This window comes from Listeria floridensis FSL S10-1187, assembly GCF_000525875.1.
Taxonomy (GTDB): Bacteria; Bacillota; Bacilli; order Lactobacillales; family Listeriaceae; genus Listeria; species Listeria floridensis.
Genome location: NZ_AODF01000008.1, coordinates 98,630 through 114,269, shown reverse-complemented (window position 1 = coordinate 114,269; position 15,640 = coordinate 98,630). Strand labels below are relative to the sequence as shown.

At 41.1% G+C, this 15,640-nt stretch carries 15 protein-coding genes and 4 pseudogenes; 2 read left to right on the top strand and 17 right to left on the bottom strand.

Translation table 11 applies throughout. The annotated features are described in order from the left end of the window. Window positions 1–28 precede the first annotated feature (28 nt). From MFLO_RS04820 to MFLO_RS04805, 4 genes are all read right to left on the bottom strand, one after another. Window positions 29–1,303 carry a solute carrier family 23 protein gene (locus MFLO_RS04820; protein WP_036096747.1) on the bottom strand — a complete coding sequence of 425 codons (1,275 nt, stop codon included), beginning with the start codon at window positions 1,301–1,303 and terminating at the stop codon, window positions 29–31. 148 nt (window positions 1,304–1,451) lie between these two features. Continuing rightward, window positions 1,452–2,000: a bifunctional pyr operon transcriptional regulator/uracil phosphoribosyltransferase PyrR gene (pyrR, locus tag MFLO_RS04815; protein WP_036096746.1), complete on the bottom strand. Its 549-nt coding sequence runs from the start codon at window positions 1,998–2,000 to the stop codon at window positions 1,452–1,454. A gap of 316 nt (window positions 2,001–2,316) precedes the next feature. Next, window positions 2,317–3,087, bottom strand: a complete 771-nt coding sequence (locus tag MFLO_RS04810; protein ID WP_036096744.1) for an ABC transporter permease — start codon at window positions 3,085–3,087, stop codon at window positions 2,317–2,319. Further along, window positions 3,080–4,015 carry an ABC transporter ATP-binding protein gene (locus MFLO_RS04805; RefSeq protein ID WP_036096743.1) on the bottom strand — a complete coding sequence of 312 codons (936 nt, stop codon included), beginning with the start codon at window positions 4,013–4,015 and terminating at the stop codon, window positions 3,080–3,082. Before MFLO_RS04805 ends, MFLO_RS04810 begins: the two co-directional genes overlap by 8 nt. 214 nt (window positions 4,016–4,229) lie before the next feature. On the opposite strand from MFLO_RS04805, the gene MFLO_RS16290 reads away from it, so the two are divergent. Further along, entirely contained in the window at window positions 4,230–4,457 is a 228-nt protein-coding gene (locus MFLO_RS16290) for a hypothetical protein (RefSeq protein ID WP_036096815.1), read from the top strand. On the opposite strand, the pseudogene MFLO_RS04795 reads toward MFLO_RS16290, so the two are convergent. The 3 genes and pseudogenes from MFLO_RS04795 to MFLO_RS04785 form a co-directional block, all read right to left on the bottom strand. After that, window positions 4,441–5,351: pseudogene (locus MFLO_RS04795) on the bottom strand (RluA family pseudouridine synthase). The gene MFLO_RS16290 and the pseudogene MFLO_RS04795 overlap by 17 nt on opposite strands. Next, a complete protein-coding gene (gene lspA / locus MFLO_RS04790; protein ID WP_036096742.1) occupies window positions 5,348–5,818 on the bottom strand; it encodes a signal peptidase II in 471 nt (156 codons plus the stop codon). Before lspA ends, MFLO_RS04795 begins: the two are co-directional and overlap by 4 nt. A 61-nt stretch (window positions 5,819–5,879) precedes the next feature. Further along, window positions 5,880–7,171, bottom strand: a pseudogene (locus MFLO_RS04785) (NCS2 family permease). Between the two features lie 152 nt (window positions 7,172–7,323). On the opposite strand from MFLO_RS04785, the pseudogene MFLO_RS04780 reads away from it, so the two are divergent. Next, a pseudogene (locus MFLO_RS04780) lies at window positions 7,324–8,674 on the top strand (MATE family efflux transporter). Window positions 8,675–8,713: 39 nt separating this feature from the next. On the opposite strand, the gene MFLO_RS04775 reads toward MFLO_RS04780, so the two are convergent. The 10 genes and pseudogenes from MFLO_RS04775 to MFLO_RS04735 all read right to left on the bottom strand — a co-directional run bounded on the left by MFLO_RS04775 (window position 8,714) and on the right by MFLO_RS04735 (window position 15,356). After that, complete coding sequence (locus MFLO_RS04775) at window positions 8,714–9,223, bottom strand: dihydrofolate reductase family protein (RefSeq protein WP_036096813.1); 510 nt, start codon at window positions 9,221–9,223, stop codon at window positions 8,714–8,716. Window positions 9,224–9,375: 152 nt separating this feature from the next. Beyond that, window positions 9,376–9,528 carry a hypothetical protein gene (locus MFLO_RS15550; protein WP_156065829.1) on the bottom strand — a complete coding sequence of 51 codons (153 nt, stop codon included), beginning with the start codon at window positions 9,526–9,528 and terminating at the stop codon, window positions 9,376–9,378. Between the two features lie 225 nt (window positions 9,529–9,753). Beyond that, window positions 9,754–10,164: a MarR family winged helix-turn-helix transcriptional regulator gene (locus tag MFLO_RS04770; protein WP_036096741.1), complete on the bottom strand. Its 411-nt coding sequence runs from the start codon at window positions 10,162–10,164 to the stop codon at window positions 9,754–9,756. A 22-nt stretch (window positions 10,165–10,186) separates the two neighbouring features. Then, window positions 10,187–11,678, bottom strand: a pseudogene (locus MFLO_RS04765) (lmo1851 family serine protease). 149 nt (window positions 11,679–11,827) lie between these two features. After that, on the bottom strand, window positions 11,828–12,073 hold the full coding sequence (locus MFLO_RS04760; RefSeq protein ID WP_036096739.1) for a metal-sensitive transcriptional regulator: 246 nt from the start codon (window positions 12,071–12,073) through the stop codon (window positions 11,828–11,830). Between the two features lie 291 nt (window positions 12,074–12,364). Continuing rightward, window positions 12,365–12,688, bottom strand: a complete 324-nt coding sequence (locus MFLO_RS04755; protein WP_036096737.1) for a DUF4176 domain-containing protein — start codon at window positions 12,686–12,688, stop codon at window positions 12,365–12,367. Between the two features lie 63 nt (window positions 12,689–12,751). Beyond that, window positions 12,752–13,423 (bottom strand): hypothetical protein, encoded by a 672-nt coding sequence (locus MFLO_RS04750; RefSeq protein WP_051993518.1) that lies wholly within the window; start codon window positions 13,421–13,423, stop codon window positions 12,752–12,754. Further along, a complete protein-coding gene (locus MFLO_RS14585) occupies window positions 13,424–14,719 on the bottom strand; it encodes a T7SS effector LXG polymorphic toxin (RefSeq protein WP_051993517.1) in 1,296 nt (431 codons plus the stop codon). Continuing rightward, window positions 14,716–15,069 (bottom strand): DUF3958 family protein, encoded by a 354-nt coding sequence (locus tag MFLO_RS04740; RefSeq protein WP_036096735.1) that lies wholly within the window; start codon window positions 15,067–15,069, stop codon window positions 14,716–14,718. Before MFLO_RS04740 ends, MFLO_RS14585 begins: the two co-directional genes overlap by 4 nt. Beyond that, window positions 15,066–15,356, bottom strand: coding sequence for a TIGR04197 family type VII secretion effector (locus MFLO_RS04735; RefSeq protein WP_036096734.1), 291 nt, complete (start codon window positions 15,354–15,356; stop codon window positions 15,066–15,068). The genes MFLO_RS04740 and MFLO_RS04735 overlap by 4 nt, the downstream gene beginning before the upstream one ends. Window positions 15,357–15,640: the final 284 nt, after the last annotated feature.

Genomic DNA, 15,640 nt, shown 5'->3' with positions numbered 1-15,640 from the left:
GAGTGCAGCTAAAAGAGGCAAGAATCAATCAGCTGGCTTTTTTCTTCTCCGGAATAATTAAGTTTAAAAGAATCCCTACGACAGCAGCCATTGCCATCCCGGTAATCTTCACTGAATTGATTTGCACGAAGAACCCGCCGATTCCAATCACAAGAACAACAGATGTAATGATGAGGTTCCGATTGATATTTAAATCGATTTTATTGTCGATCATCATTCGCAGCCCGCTTGAAGCGATAACTCCGAACAAGAGGAACGAAATTCCGCCAAGAACTGCTTGGGGAACAGATGTAATAACTGCATTGATATAGCCGATAAAGCCGAACAAAATGGCAAAGACTGCGGCACCGCCGATGACAAAGACGCTGTAGACCCGTGTAATAGCAAGCACACCTATATTTTCTCCATAAGTAGTCACTGGAGGACCGCCTACAAGCGATGCGACAACCGATGCGAGTCCATCACCTAATAACGAACGGTGCAACCCAGGATCTTTAAAGAAGTTGCTATTTGTAATTTTATTTAGTACGAGTTGATGACCCATATGTTCTGCCATTGTAACGAACGCGAGTGGCGCCATACTAACAATGACCGTCACTGTCACAACCGGATCAGCTGTCACAAACGGAATGGTAAAATCCGGAATTTGGAAGAAACTTGCTTGTTTTACGAGTGAAAAATCCACAAGTCCAAATGGAATCGCCGCAATGTATCCGATGAAGAAACCGAAGAGAATCGGAATCAGACCGAGAAAGCCTTTGAAGAACATCATTGCGATAATCGCTGCCGCAAGTGTAATCAGTGCTACAACCACCGATTGCCAGTTGTAATCTGCTGCACTTGCACTGGTTCCCATCGCCATATTAGCAGCGCTTGGCGCAAGGCTGAGCCCAATAACCATGATAACGGGTCCAACAACAACTGGCGGAAGAACTTTTTGAATCCAGTCTACTCCGGCATAATAAACGATCAATGAAACAATCGCATAAACGACCCCGACGGAAAACGTTCCAACCATAACCGAACCCGGCGAATGTTCTTCAAGAATAAACATGCTGAGCGGTTGAATAAAAGCAAAGGATGAACCGAGATAAGCAGGAATTTTCCCGCGTGTAATTAGTAGGTATGCGAGTGTACCTAGTCCGCTTGAAACAAGCGCAACACCAGGACTCATCCCCGTCACACTTGGTACAAAAATAGTAGAACCGAACATGGTAAATAAGTGCTGAATGCTTAAAATAATCCATTTGTTCCAAGTCGGTTTTTCATGAATATCTAATACTGGTTTTGCTTGCTCTGCCATTTTTTTTCTCCCTTCTGCGCGAAAAAACTCTTCGCGTCTGCGAAGAGTTTGCTTAACGGTTTCTTAGAGTTAGACATACTAATCCAAGAAAATCTATAAGGCACTCTTCGCAAGCCTCTCTGGACTGCATTTAAAAAGTGTTGTATGTTTATTTTTTTAAGATAAAGACGGCATCTTCTGCCCCGTCTACTTCTTCTAAGTGGACTTCGATGCGTTCCCCTTTAGAAGTTGGGACATTTTTACCGACAAAATCAGCACGAATTGGAAGTTCACGGTGACCTCGGTCTGCAAGAACTGCTAAACTAATTTCGTCAGGGCGGCCGATGTCCATCAGCGCATCCATAGCTGCTCGCACTGTTCTCCCCGTGTATAATACGTCATCTACCAAGATAACTTTTTTCCCCTCGAGTGAGAAAGGAATATCCGAGCCGTTTACAGAAGGCTCTTTTGTTGTTTCATCTTTGAAACTTAGATCATCGCGGTAAAGCGTAATATCGACGCTTCCAATCGGGAGGTTTGTTCCCTCAAGCGCATCAATCCGCTCTTTGATTCGTTTCGCGAGGTAAATACCGCGGGTTTTAATGCCAACAATCGCTATCTTATCAGTTCCTTTATTCCGTTCAACGATTTCATAACTGACGCGGGTAAGCGCTCGCTTCACGGCTGCGGCATCCATAACGACAACCTGATCTCCCATAAAGCTCCTCCTTTTACACACAAAAAAACCTTTACCGAGACGGCAAAGGGTATACGCGTAGCTAATGATTTGCATGAAGACAGTTTTGCCCCCGTACAAATAGCGTTCCCTTCTTAGCCTCTCTGGACTACATTTAAAGGATTTTTTCAACTGGTATAAGCTTACCTGAAAAAGTGTGTGCTGTCAATCGTTTTTCTTTTTTATTTAGGGGGTTAAATGATTGGCTTTGTGTAGACATCATTTTGCTTTTTCCAGCAAGCAAAAAGAACGAGCTGATAGGAGAACTATCAGCTCGTTTCTTTTTTTTATATTCTAATCAGCTTCTAAGTCCGCGGCCGCGGTCAATTAAATACCAGCAGACCATGTAAAGTACAGCAATAAATCCAACCAAAATTGACACGGATACAACTACTGGCAGATCAGCTACACCTAGGAAGCCATAGCGGAATCCAGAAATCATATAAACAATGGGATTGATTTTTGAAACGATTTGCCAAAATGGCGGTAGCATTGAAATGGCGTAGAAAACCCCGCCCAGATAGGTTAATGGCTGCAAGACAAATGTTGGAACGATGGATACATCATCATAAGACTGCGCGAAGATACCATTTAAGAGGCCCGCAAGCGAGAATAAGATGGATGTCATCAAGAGTGTTAGGATAACCATCGACCAAGAAAAAACATGGAGCGGGACGAAAAAGAGCGAAATGATAGTTACAAGTGCTCCGACGAGAATACTTCTTCCCATGCCGCCGATGACAAATCCCCAGATGATAACGTGAGTCGGAACCGGCGCAATCAGCAGTTCTTCAATATTTTTCTGGAACTTTTGTGAGAAAAACGAGGACGACACGTTTGCGTAGGAACTCGTGATGACAGACATCATGATAAGCCCAGGCACGATAAATTCCATGTAGGAAAAACCTGCCATTTCCCCGATTCTTCCGCCAATCAAATTTCCAAAGATCACGAAATAAAGCGAAGTCGTAATCACTGGCGGTACTAAGGTTTGAACCCAAATCCGTAAATAACGGTTCGTTTCTTTCACGGCTAGGCTTTTTAAGGCTGTGAAATAAAGGTTAAACATGTTTCTCCTCCTCTCGCTGATTTTCTTCTGTGATTTTTAGGAACAGCTCTTCTAAACGATTCGATTTATTACGCATTGAAAGTACGTTGATTCCTTGTGCACTTAGCTGCTCAAAGATTTGGTTAACATTTTGATCCCGCTCGACTTCAACGGCAAGCGTCAGTTCATCTTCAAGTGTACTGTTATAGCCTTCAATTTGCGGCGTCTTGCTCGAATCGGCTAAATCAAAGATGAAGGTTTCAAATTGTAATTTTGATAGGAGCGATTTCATACTTGTATTGATGATCAGTTCACCTGATTGAATGATTCCGATATTGCGGCAAAGCATTTCTGCTTCTTCCAAGTAATGGGTTGTAAGGATAATCGTCGTGCCGTTTGCATTCAGCTCACGAAGAAATTCCCACATTTCGCGGCGCAGCTCAATGTCAACACCAGCTGTTGGTTCGTCAAGAATCAGAAGACGTGGTTCATGCATGAGTGCACGGGCAATCATCAGGCGGCGTTTCATCCCTCCGGAAAGCATGCGTGCCCGCACATGACGCTTCTCCCATAAATCGGATTGCTTCAAATATTTTTCGCTGCGTTTGATCGCTTCTTTGCGCGAAACCCCGTAATAACCCGCTTGGTTAACCACAATTTGCTGAACAGTTTCAAACGGATTGAAATTGAATTCTTGCGGAACTAGCCCGATTTGCTGTTTCGCCCGCACTAAGTCGGTGTCAAGATCATATCCGAATACTTTCACTTTGCCAGATGTTTTGTTAACAAGTGAAGTTATAATTCCAATGGTTGTCGATTTCCCAGCACCGTTTGGGCCGAGCAGTGCATAAAAATCGCCTTCTTCGACGTTTAAGTTAATTCCTCGTAAGGCTTGAACGCCTGTTGCGTACACTTTTTTTAAGTCTTGTATTTCAAGTGCATAGGTCATATATAATGCCTCCCTCTTCTGTCCGTTTTGCGATCAAGTTGTGGCTCTTTTTGCTTTTCGCATTTCCTTGATCCAAATAGCCTCATATATGTTAGCACAAAATCTGCGATAAAAGAAATATTTGGAATTGGTGTTTCACTTTACGTATTCACAATCATTTTGGTTCGTCTTGTTGACTTTCGACTTTTCTCGTGCTAAGCTAGCTGGGATTTCTTTGAAAAGGAGGAATGGCTTATGGCCAAATCTAAAGCAAAAAAAACAGCGAGATAAGCGCGTACGTGAAGGTTTCTTAAATCCTGAAATAAAAAGAAGCCCATTTCATGAACTTGATCTTAGAACCCGCCAAACCAAAACGAAAAAAGATGTCTTATATCAGCAGAAACACAAAAACCATTCTTTCGGTGACCGAAAGAATGGTTTTTTAGTCAACTGTTTTTTCTGAGCTGATCGAGTGTTTCTGAGAAAATCTGTGGAAGTGGGGCTTCAAAATGCATCCGCTCTCCTGTTTTTGGATGGGTAAATCCGAGTTCGCTTGCATGGAGAAACTGCCCTTCTCCCTTAATTGTATTTTTGGGTCCGTATTTCGGATCGCCCGCAAGCGGGTGTCCGATATACTTCATGTGCACCCGAATTTGATGGGTTCGTCCTGTATCCAGTTTGCATTTGATCAATGTGAAATCACCGAAACGCTCAAGTACTTCAAAATGAGTTCGTGCTTCTTTACCGTCAGCTGAGATCGCCATTTTTTTTCCGATCTTCTTTCGCACGTCCGATTGGAGCTTCTATAGTTCCTTTTTTGATGTTTGATGTCACCGTGAACAAGTGCAAGATAGATTCTGTCGCTTGTTTTATCACGTAGCTGTTCGGAAAGCGATTCATGTGCTGCATCGTTTTTAGCAACCATCAGAAGTCCGGATGTGTCTTTATCAATACGGTGGACAATCCCGGGACGAACTACTCCATTTATGCCTGATAAGTCGTTACAATGATATAACAGTGCATTCACAAGGGTTCCGCTTGTGTGACCGGCAGCGGGATGAACAACCATTCCTTGCGGTTTATTTACAACGAGAACGTCGTGATCTTCAAAATAAATATCGAGCGGTATGTTTTCAGGTTCAATTGTGAGTTCTTCTGGTTCTTGTTCTTCATAAGCAATTTCATCACCTGTTTTTACTTTATAATTAGCCTTTTGCAATTCCCCGTTCACCCAGACGGCTTGTTTTTTTACAAGTGTCTGAACAAGCGACCGGCTCTCGCCACTCAAATTGGTTAAGGCTTTATCAAGACGCTCTCCGTTTAGGTCCGCGTCTACTTGAAATACTTTTTTAGTCATTCCTCTTGTCCTTTCGTTTTACGATCGTCCAGAATAATGTACAGTAGCATCAAGACGACTCCAACCGACAGCGCACTGTCTGCTAAGTTGAAAATAGGAAAATGGTAGCTGCCCCAAACGGTTGAAATAAAATCGACCACTTCTTTATGAATTATTCGGTCAATAAAGTTGCCGATCGCTCCGCCTAAAATCAGTGCTAAGCTTACTGAAAAAAGTGGTTTTCCTTTGGCATATTTTACCATAATATAGATAATCGCAATCACCACGATAACTGTAATAATGTAAAATAACCACATTTTTCCTTCTAAAATACTCCAAGCTGCCCCGTTATTTCGGTAACTGAACCAGTATAAAAATCCGGGGATTACTGTAATACGTTCGCCAATTTCCATTTGCTGAACAACAATCCACTTTGTAAACTGATCAGCAATAAGTACGCCAAGTGTAATCAAATAATAATAATACATAGACTTCCTCTTTTCAAAAGAAAGGCTGCTCCATATGACCGGGGCAGCCTTTCGAAGTTGGTTATATCCATTGTATGACAAACTGAACTAAAAATAAAGCAGCAATGATATACATCGCAATGGAAACTTTTTCTTTCTGCTTTACGAACAGATTTAAAAGCGGATAAGCGATAAAGCCTGCCGCGATACCATCTGCAATACTGTACGTAAATGGAATTAGCACAATAATCAGCAGTGCTGAAAAAATATCAGCTGAATTTTGAAGCTTCATTTCCCTAACTTCCTGTACCATTGACATTCCGATCACAATTAAAATCGGCGCGACCGCACTGCCTGGAATGACACTAAGAAACGGCATCAAGAAAATGGCACATAGAAATAGAATTCCCGTTGTGATCGAAGCAAGACCAGTTCGTGCACCGCTTGCAGACATCGAGCTGCTTTCAAGCGCAGAAACCGTTGGACTTGATCCTGTCATTCCAGAGAAAAACACGGTTATTGCACTCACTTGTAGCACTTTTCCTAGTCGTTCTTCGTGCTTGAGCTGCCGAACTTGTCCGTAAGTAAGACCGACCGTCTCAAATACCACAACCATTGTGAGTGAGAAAACGCCCGTCCAAAATGTCACATCCAGAATGCCGCTGAAATCCATCTTAAAAAAAAACATCTTTAAGCGGTGCCAAGCTAAGCGAAGAATCCGTTACTTTACCGGCAACGCCAAATAGATAACCGATTCCCGTTCCAAGTAGCATACTGATTAAAAATGCTCCTGGAACTTTCCGTATCAAAAGTATCATCGTCACAAGAAGCGTAAGCAATGTCGCAAGAACAAATTTGTCATTCAGCGGCCCAAGCGCTAAAATCGAATGCGCACCGCGTTCCACAACATGCCCTTTCTCAAGCCCGAGAAAAATCAAAAACAAGCCAAGTCCAACCGTAATCGCTTGCTTTAAAACGAGCGGAATTGCTTCATTCAGCATCCGCGCAAGCGGCGTAAACGCAAGAACAATGAAAATGAGTCCGGATACGCATACGATGGCAAGAGCTTGCTCGAAGGATAATCCCATGCCTTGAACAAGGCTAAAAGTAAAGAGTGCATTAATGCCCATTCCCGGCATTAAAATCAGCGGCAAATTGGCCCAAAAGCCCATGAGCAGACAGCCGAATGCAGAAATCAAAATCGTGGCAAGAACTACACCTTGATACGACATTCCTGCTTCCTTAAGAATGGAGCTGTTTACTGCAATAATGTAGACGACCGTAAAAAAAACCGATCATGCCCGCAAGAACTTCTTGTTTCACAGAACTTCCTTCTGTTTCAAGCTGAAAAAATTGATCGAATCCTTTCTTCATGAAGTCAACCTCAATATGAAATTGTCCCTCTCCCAACCCACAAGGATACGCCTTGTCACGGTTTCCAATTATAGCAGAAGAGGACTAAAAAGTAAATCAACCAAAAAGCCTTTTTCTGTGCTATAATTTTCAAGTTAGGGGTGAACAGTGTGATTGAACAAACAAGTTATTTCAACAAATGGAAGCAATTTCTGATTATTTTTACTCCGATTGTCATTACGCAGCTGGCACTTTTTTCGATGGCTTTCTTCGACACGACGATGAGTGGTCATTATTCGAATCAAGCGCTTGCCGGAGTCGCAATCGGAAGCTCACTTTGGTCTCCGATCAACGCCAGCTTTTCCGGTCTTTTGATGGCTGTCACTCCGATTATTTCACAGTTGATCGGCGCAAAAAAAAGAACGTGATGTCAAAACAATTGTACATAATGGTATCTATGTGGCACTCATGCTTGCTCTTTTACTGATTCTTGTCAATTTGTTTTTAGTGCCGAGTATTTTGAATCATATGGGTTTAAGTAAAAGCGTGGCAGAAACAGCACGACATTTCTTAACGGGGATAGCGATCGGGATACCCGCTTTCTTTGTTTCAGCGGTTCTCAGATCGTTCATTGATTCGCTTGGTCTTACAAGGATTAGCATGATTGTGACACTTTCGACAGTGCCAATTAATATTTTACTTAACTACTTGCTGATTTTCGGGAACTTTGGTTTCCCAGAACTTGGCGGAGCGGGAAGCGGCTATGCGACGGGCATTACCTACTGGTTTGTTCTCTCGGTCTCGATTCTCTTAATCGCGATTCACAGCAAAATCAAGCGGTTTAATGTCCTTTCAAAACCAACCTTTTTTTCGGGTAAAAGAGTTCGTGAAATTATCGCTATTGGCGTCCCAAACGGATTAACCATTTTGTTTGAAACGGGCATTTTCTCCGCCGTCACCATTTTGATGAGTCATTTCGGTACCGAAACGATCGCAGCCCATCAGTCTGCCAATAGTGTTTGTACGCTTCTTTACGCGTTTCCGCTCAGCATTGCGAGTTCGCTTACGATCCTTGTCGGCTTTGAGACGGGTGCTAAGCGGATTCAGAATGCAAAAGTTTATCGTCATATCGGCATGATCGCCGCGATTTCTATCGGGATTTTAAATGGGTTCGTCTTGTTTTTCTTCCGTCAACCTGTCGCCGAACTTTACACAAAAGATGCATCACTTGCGGGGCTGATTACAACTTTTCTGTTGTACGCAATTTTATTCCAGTTCGCCGATGCGCTCTTATCTCCTGTTCTTGGCGCATTACGCGGCTATAAGGATGTTGCGGTCACTTCGGTTGTTGCTTTTATTTCTTATTGGATTATCGGTCTTCCGGTCGGTTATGTGCTTTCGCTTAGCAGTCTTGGCGCTTACGGCTTTTGGATTGGGCTTAGTACAGGGCTTTTCACAGCCGCAATTGTCCTCTCTTTCCGTGTACGTCGTACGGAGAAAAAATTGGCAGTTCCAATTGATTAAAACAAAAAGTCCTAGCTGCTTGCCGCAGCTAGGACTTTTTTATTTCTCAAAAACCATTTCTGCAAATGGCCCGTACTGGTTCACTTTTTTCAGATTGAACCGCTTCAAGCCTTCCTCTTGTGTAAACAGCGGAATGCCTTCACCAAGAAGCACTGGAGCCACTTGCAGATAAAGCACATCCACCATGTCTGCATTTAATAGCGGAGCCAAAATAGCATTTCCACCAACAACCCAAATATTTTTATCTGCTTGAACCGACTGAATAAATTCAACTACATCGCCAGAAATGGGGATAAAATTTTCAACTGAAAGTGTATCAGCATGTGTAAAAACATAATTCTCTGTATTCGCATAAAACGATGCCAAACCTTCCATATCTTTAATTTCATCAAATGTTTTCTTGCCCATTACCATCATATCCATTTGCTCATAAAACGCATCATAGCTTGTTTCTTCGGTCGTCCCCGTTTCGTGCAACCAGTCGATTCGGTGATTTTTATCCGCCAGATAGCCGTCCATCGAGGTACAGCCGTAAAAATAAATAGTCATTTCATTCACTCCTTCAAAAAAATCTATGTTCATTCTTCAACAGCTCTCGCTTACCTTGCCTATATGGATAATGAGGTTTCCTTTAATTTAGCCCGATGACAATTGAAGCAATAATTAAGAGCCAGCCCCGCCAAATAAAGCCACTTCTATTTTCAAACAAGCATGTAAACGAGCGTTCGAAACAAATCGCTGCCGACAATTACGATCACAATACTTTTATGTGAACTGCATCCGAGCATCACAAATTGCGCCAACATTGGAATAATCGTGATCCATTCAAAAATATCGAACAGACTATCAAGCAAAAAAGCGAATACTACACAGACAAGTAAGATCCAAAGTCACGTATATCAAAACTCACTCCGAGTTGCTTTTCCAGTAAAATGAAAAGAATTCTTCCAAAATGTCACAAATACTTTTCTAAATCCCATGACAATCTCCTTCTCTGTTGAGATTATCCACATGCTGTTAAGCTGAAAAAATTAGAGCGGCAAGCCGCTCTAATTTTTTAGTCTCTATGTCACGTTTCTTTAAATATCATCTGATAATTTCTTCAGTAGCCTCTTAAATTCAGCTTGCTCACTTTCTGAAAAAACCGAAAAGCGTTTTATCATCAATTCGCGTTTTTCTTTATTACTTTTTTGAACAAACAGCTTAGCTTCTTTTGTAAGCGACAGCTGAATAATGCGGCGATCTGTTTCCGAACGTTGGCGAGTAATATAATTCATTGCAACAAGCGCATCTGTAAGCGAAGTAATGTGACTTGCAGATACATCCAGCTTTTTCGCCAAATCGCTTGTCTTCGTTATCCCGCTTTCAATTAGGCTGAGAACGCGATATTCACCAACACTCAGCCTGCCATCCAAAACACCTGCCAAATCGTGCCTAAAACTGCTGAGCACACGTTTCACTGCGGTTTCAATTTCCAAATAATTTTCCACAATGCCGCCCCCTTTGACCGGATTATTTCACCATTTCTTTTGCAGCATGAAGTTGCGGGTCATTTTCTTTCAACTGTTCACGAATTTTTTCCACCAATTTCTCAGTTGTTTTCCCAGTCATAATTCCAGTTGCTTTAAGGTCATTTGCCAGTTGGAAACGCTCAACCGCATAAGCCGTATCTGCATCATATAGCCCGTCTACTTTACCAACATTATAGTCAAGTGCTTTTAAAAGTGATTCAACCACTTTTACTTGATCGCCGAAATCACCGACTTTCATCTTTTCGCTACTTGAAGGAACCGTAAGCGATGCGTATTCTGGCATGCTGATTACTTTATCCGGTGTGATTCCTTTTTTATTTATCCAAGTACCGTCAGGAGTCAGCCACTTAGCGACCGTGAGCTTAATCGTCGAACCATCATCCATTGTTTTCGCTGTTTGAACCGTTCCTTTACCGAAGGATTTCGTTCCAACTAGTTTCACATCGCCGGACTGGCTTGCTGCTGCCGCCAAAATTTCCGAAGCACTTGCACTGCCTCCGTCAATCAGCATCGTTGTTGGAACTTTCACCTTATAATCGTCATTTACGGAACTGTCTGCTGTTGCTGCGGATTTATTTCCGTCTTTATCTTCCTCTTGAACAACAACCTTACCGTCTGGAACAAAGATATTCGAAATGGCAATTGCTTGGTCGAGCAAGCCGCCAGGGTTACCTCGTAAATCGACAACAAGCCCTTTCATTCCTTCTTTGTCGAGCGTTTTTAGTGCCTTCAAAAATTCATCCGCCGTATTTTCCGAGAACGTACTAATCGTCACGTGCGCAATCTTATCGTTGCCCATTTCCTTATAAACCGTTTCAATCGGGATTTCTGCCCGAGTGATTTTCATTTCAAACGGTTTTTCAACACCGTCGCGTTGTAGTGTAAGTGTAACAGCCGTACCTTTTTTGCCGCGAATTTTTTTTAATCGCTTCACTTGTTGTATTTCCTTTGATTGATTTTCCGTCTACCTCAAGAATCTGGTCGCGTGATTTGAGTCCTGCTTTTTCAGCAGGGGAATTTTTAATTGGCGAAACGACAATAATATGTCCATCCTCTTCCCCGATTTCCGCACCAATTCCTTCAAAACTCGAACTGATTGTATCATTAAAATCGCTTGATTCCTTTTTCGTCATAAACGTAGAATACGGATCATCAAGCGAGCCAATCATGCCGTTAATCGCTCCATCAACCATATCCGACGAATTCGTTTTGTCATAATAATTCTTTTTAATCTCATCATACGCATTATAAAGTTTTGTAAACTCTTTCCGTTCTGGAATCGAGACTTTCACTTGCTTATCATCCCCGAGCGACATCACAATTGTTGTGACAAGCGCCGTTACAAATACAAAGGCGAAAAGGAGCATAATAAATGGAAACAGCCGCATCCGAACGTAGCCTACTTTGGGCTGTTTTTTGTTCGGTTCTTCCTTGCCCTCTTGCTCCTGCTTATTTTGTGGTTCTTGTTCCATCCACATTCACCGCTTTCTATCTAAATAAGGAAACTGGCTCCTTTTTATGTATAAAATAATTCTAACTCTATTATTCTACCAGTTTTTCAGTGTGAATGGTATCTTTTTTGCGAAGAAAAATACAACAAATCTAAAGATAAAAATTCCATTCACAATCCATTCGCTATTTTTCGAATCAGTTCACGCATTTCCGCTGAAACATCATCCTTATCCGCCTCACCTTCTACAAGTGCTATCCCGACATTTTTCAGTGCACTTCTTGCCGCAGTAATCTGTATTAAAATATCCGTCGTCTTCCGATCTGCTTCGATCATCTGCTGAATGCCCCGTACCTGTCCTTCAACACGTCTCAAACGGTTTAAGATATTTTTGTTTCCCTTTGTTTTTTCTGTCATTTCTATTCCTCCTTTATGATAAATCAGAGCCAAAGAATGATATGGAACGACATCGAATCTGTTGCCTTTTTTTAATCAAGCTATTGAATCTTTCTTATGCCAAATACTTTGATACATCTATTTTCTATCCTTTAATATCCCCATTACTATTACCCAAAAATAAATCAACATAAGCAAAGTGTAGACACAGTTTACATTTTATACTTACAAAAAGAACTAGGCTTAATTAATCCACCTAGTTCTTTTACAGGGCTCCTTTATTAAATATAGTTATAGAGCTTTTTTTAAAGTTTAATTCGTTTTATTCATTTTTATAATCTTTCCCTTAGGAATTTCCTTATTTTGTTGCCGCCACTCTTGAAGTGCAGACAGTACCCTTTCTTCATCAGCACTTATGTATCCTTGAAACTGAATAGTACTTATATTTTCTTGATTAAAATAAACAATTTCATTTAGATTACTCAACCCAGATAAATGATTTATCCCTGCATAATCAAAGAAATAAATGTCATCGTTAATTTCCATTAAAGGCTGCCTAGTCACAATCATAATAGGTAGTATCCCTTCTTTTAAGTAAACAATGCTTCCTAACGGTAATAAATTAGATTCCTCCATTATTTTCTTGCACCAGCCCTTATAGTATATTTTACTGGATTACCCTGCACATAGACCTTTCCATTAAAAAATAGAAGCAGAATAATGAATACAGTAATAAAAGCAAATAATCTTTCTTGAACAATAAAAGGTAAAACAAACAATAAGAAACCTAGCAGTACAAAAAAAAATAAGAAACCCTATAAATATTGAGAACTTGGATATTTTTAGATCAGTCTGCTTTTGATTCACAAAAGAATGTAAACATCCGCTGCCTTTATATAAGAGTTGACCATTAAGTTTTTCTACTTGTTTCACAAACTTTTCTTTTCGGTAAATGGACAAGCACTTAAAACAAAGCAGAAGCACTGCCCAAACAATTATTATATTTATTAGCCCACTCACAATACTGACTGGATAATTAATACTTCCCCACAACCAATTTGTTGGAACTAAATATGCTAGCAGTGCGCTTAAAGCGATCCCTATTCCTATTCCAATATTCTTTTTTTGGGCTCTATTTTTTTCTTGTCTAGCTACTTTCTTTCCATTAATCCTATGATTCTTCAATTCTATATCTGCCTGATAAATCTTCCTCCGTATTTTAAAAATTCCAATACCCAATAGTGTTGAATTTTGTCTTATCAAGTATTCATTACTGTCAATTACTAAGAGTAACCATCCTCGCACCATATTTTTCTCATCAAAAGAGAGATTATATATCTTACCCTCCACTATATATCCTTCGTCTTTCATCTAAAATATACTCCCAAATAAACCTTGGGCTCCTTCCTTCACATTATTCCAACGTGATACCACTGCTTCCCCAATATTATCTTCAAAATCTTTCACACCCTGGAAGTGGTCTCTAGTCCAATCATTCGCTAGCCCTATTCCTACTCCTATTGCTACTGCTCCCACAACCCCAACACCAATTGGATTCGCTAATACACCGACACTTACGAGAGCAGCGCTTCCAGCTTCGATCAATCCAGTCGTACCAATCACCGCAGTAGCTGTTACTATCTCTTTACCCCAAGCCTCTTCAGCACTGTCACCACTCCACATATCAATACCAACACCAACTAATAATCCAGCACCCTCAGATAGAGCTTTACCAGAATATCCTGCAAGATTTACCGCTGATTGTTCAGTAGATTCTCGTAGGGCTTGCGTCGCTCCTGGTACTTTGCCAAGTATTGCCCCATCAGCAGTTTCAATTGAATATCTATTTTGCCATATGGAAAGAGATTCCTTTGCTCCCCGTCGCGCTCCGATGCCTGTTAAACTATTTTCAATTTCATTACCAGCCACGCCGACAACTGTCCCAGACATGACAGATATCCCAACATCTTTAACTCCCTTCAATTGCGAATCTGCACCTTCTTGTTCACTTTTTCTTGCTTGAATTTCCTGTATCCGATTAACCCACTCTAAGTCATCATTGCTAGGAATGACAAATGTACCAGCTTGACTATTCCATGCAGTTCTCGTTTGTGCAAGGCCCTGATCAATAGCTTGTTTCAAACTGGTAATTTCTGAAAATAGAGTTGGAGAACTGGCGTTAAATGCTACTAACTTCTGAAGCTTCTCTTCCAATTCCTTCTTTTCAGTTTGATAAGTATCTAACAGGCCTCGATTAAGCAGAATCTGATTTTGCCGATCTAATTCTGTTAAGCTAGATGAGGTTAGCATGTGATGAATATCATTCGTTTGCGTAATAAGTTGATCTACTTCTCGTATTTTTTCTTCCAGCTCCGATTGCTTCAAATCGCCGCTGTCTACTTCACTTTGATAACGCTCGGGAAACTCCTTCACTGCTTTTCCTGTAGCTTCAGACAATAGAATTCCCGCCTGAACAAGCGGATACAGTACTGCACTATAAAAGGCCTTCGCAGACTCATATGCTTTTCCCATGAGAAGTGGACTGCTTAGTGTAAACTGACTGATCGCTTGTTGAATAGCGGCATAACCTTCTACATGATGTTGACAGACGCTACTCGTACTTGCTTCTTGTGCTTTTGACTTCGACACATACATATCAATACTCATCCCAGACCCTCCCGTTCCTCTAAGCGTGCTTTTCGTTTTTCATAAGCGATTTCATTCAACTGGTCTTCGAGTTGTCTTTTTTCTCGCTGATACAATTCAGCCGTTTCTTCCAAGTCGTCACGAATAGAATGCGAAAATGCAAAAACACGATCTTGCATATTTTCGTGAATAAAAGCTCGATCATTCTGCCGAAAAGTGTAACGAAGCCCGTCCATAAAGCGAAGCCCTTGTCGAAAATGCGTCTCGTAAGACTCTTTTAGCCGTTCTATTTCTCTTCGCTTTTGAAGATTTTCTTCTTCCTTCCTTAGTAAAAGTTGCTCTTCCTGTTGATATGATTCCGGTGTTTTCATAAACCATCTTCCCCCATTAGCTGAAAAGCGCTCCCTAACTCTTCGTCTTTTGCAGCAAATTCTTGCGCAACACTTTGCAAATTTGCACTGGCGGCAGTTAACGCTTGTGCAATGTGCATAACAGCATCCGCTTCTGCTTGAATAGCTTCATGGGCATTTTTATTTCCAGCCACTGTCGTTTGCTCATCTTTTGAAACTGTCGCGGTCGTTTGAAGAGATGAGACTGCCTGTTGCAGTGCCGTCGCCTTTTCTGAAGCTTGTCCCAAATCACTTGTGATAGGTGCCATAACTAGTACTCCTTTCTACAAAGAAAAGCTCCTATGAATCTTCATAACGAGTCTATTTTCTTGTTCGCATTGATAACCACATTTCCGAAAATTATTGTTCATTTAAAGCCATTTTCGGTGTGAACTGTTTTGAATAAAAGATTAGCGCTGTAAAGATTGATTTCATTTCTTGATTGTTCAATGTTTAAGTTTTCACAAACGAATGTGGTTCTTCCAGACCCATTCTGTACTGATCCATCATCAATTTCATCTCCTGATTATTCTTTTTTTACATGTATACAATA

What these genes read in the sequence shown, in the direction of transcription:
- lspA (WP_036096742.1), bottom strand. Translation starts at nt 5,818, where the DNA reads ATGTATTATTATTATTTGATTACACTTGGCGTACTTATTGCTGATCAG.
- MFLO_RS04810 (WP_036096744.1), bottom strand. Translation starts at nt 3,087, where the DNA reads ATGTTTAACCTTTATTTCACAGCCTTAAAAAGCCTAGCCGTGAAAGAA.
- MFLO_RS04735 (WP_036096734.1), bottom strand. Translation starts at nt 15,356, where the DNA reads ATGGCACCTATCACAAGTGATTTGGGACAAGCTTCAGAAAAGGCGACG.
- MFLO_RS04820 (WP_036096747.1), bottom strand. Translation starts at nt 1,303, where the DNA reads ATGGCAGAGCAAGCAAAACCAGTATTAGATATTCATGAAAAACCGACT.
- MFLO_RS04750 (WP_051993518.1), bottom strand. Translation starts at nt 13,423, where the DNA reads ATGAAAGACGAAGGATATATAGTGGAGGGTAAGATATATAATCTCTCT.
- MFLO_RS04805 (WP_036096743.1), bottom strand. Translation starts at nt 4,015, where the DNA reads ATGACCTATGCACTTGAAATACAAGACTTAAAAAAAGTGTACGCAACA.
- MFLO_RS14585 (WP_051993517.1), bottom strand. Translation starts at nt 14,719, where the DNA reads ATGAGTATTGATATGTATGTGTCGAAGTCAAAAGCACAAGAAGCAAGT.
- MFLO_RS04755 (WP_036096737.1), bottom strand. Translation starts at nt 12,688, where the DNA reads ATGGAGGAATCTAATTTATTACCGTTAGGAAGCATTGTTTACTTAAAA.
- MFLO_RS04775 (WP_036096813.1), bottom strand. Translation starts at nt 9,223, where the DNA reads ATGACTATTTATTTTTACGGCTGTACCTCGATGGACGGCTATCTGGCG.
- MFLO_RS04760 (WP_036096739.1), bottom strand. Translation starts at nt 12,073, where the DNA reads ATGACAGAAAAAACAAAGGGAAACAAAAATATCTTAAACCGTTTGAGA.
- pyrR (WP_036096746.1), bottom strand. Translation starts at nt 2,000, where the DNA reads ATGGGAGATCAGGTTGTCGTTATGGATGCCGCAGCCGTGAAGCGAGCG.
- MFLO_RS04740 (WP_036096735.1), bottom strand. Translation starts at nt 15,069, where the DNA reads ATGAAAACACCGGAATCATATCAACAGGAAGAGCAACTTTTACTAAGG.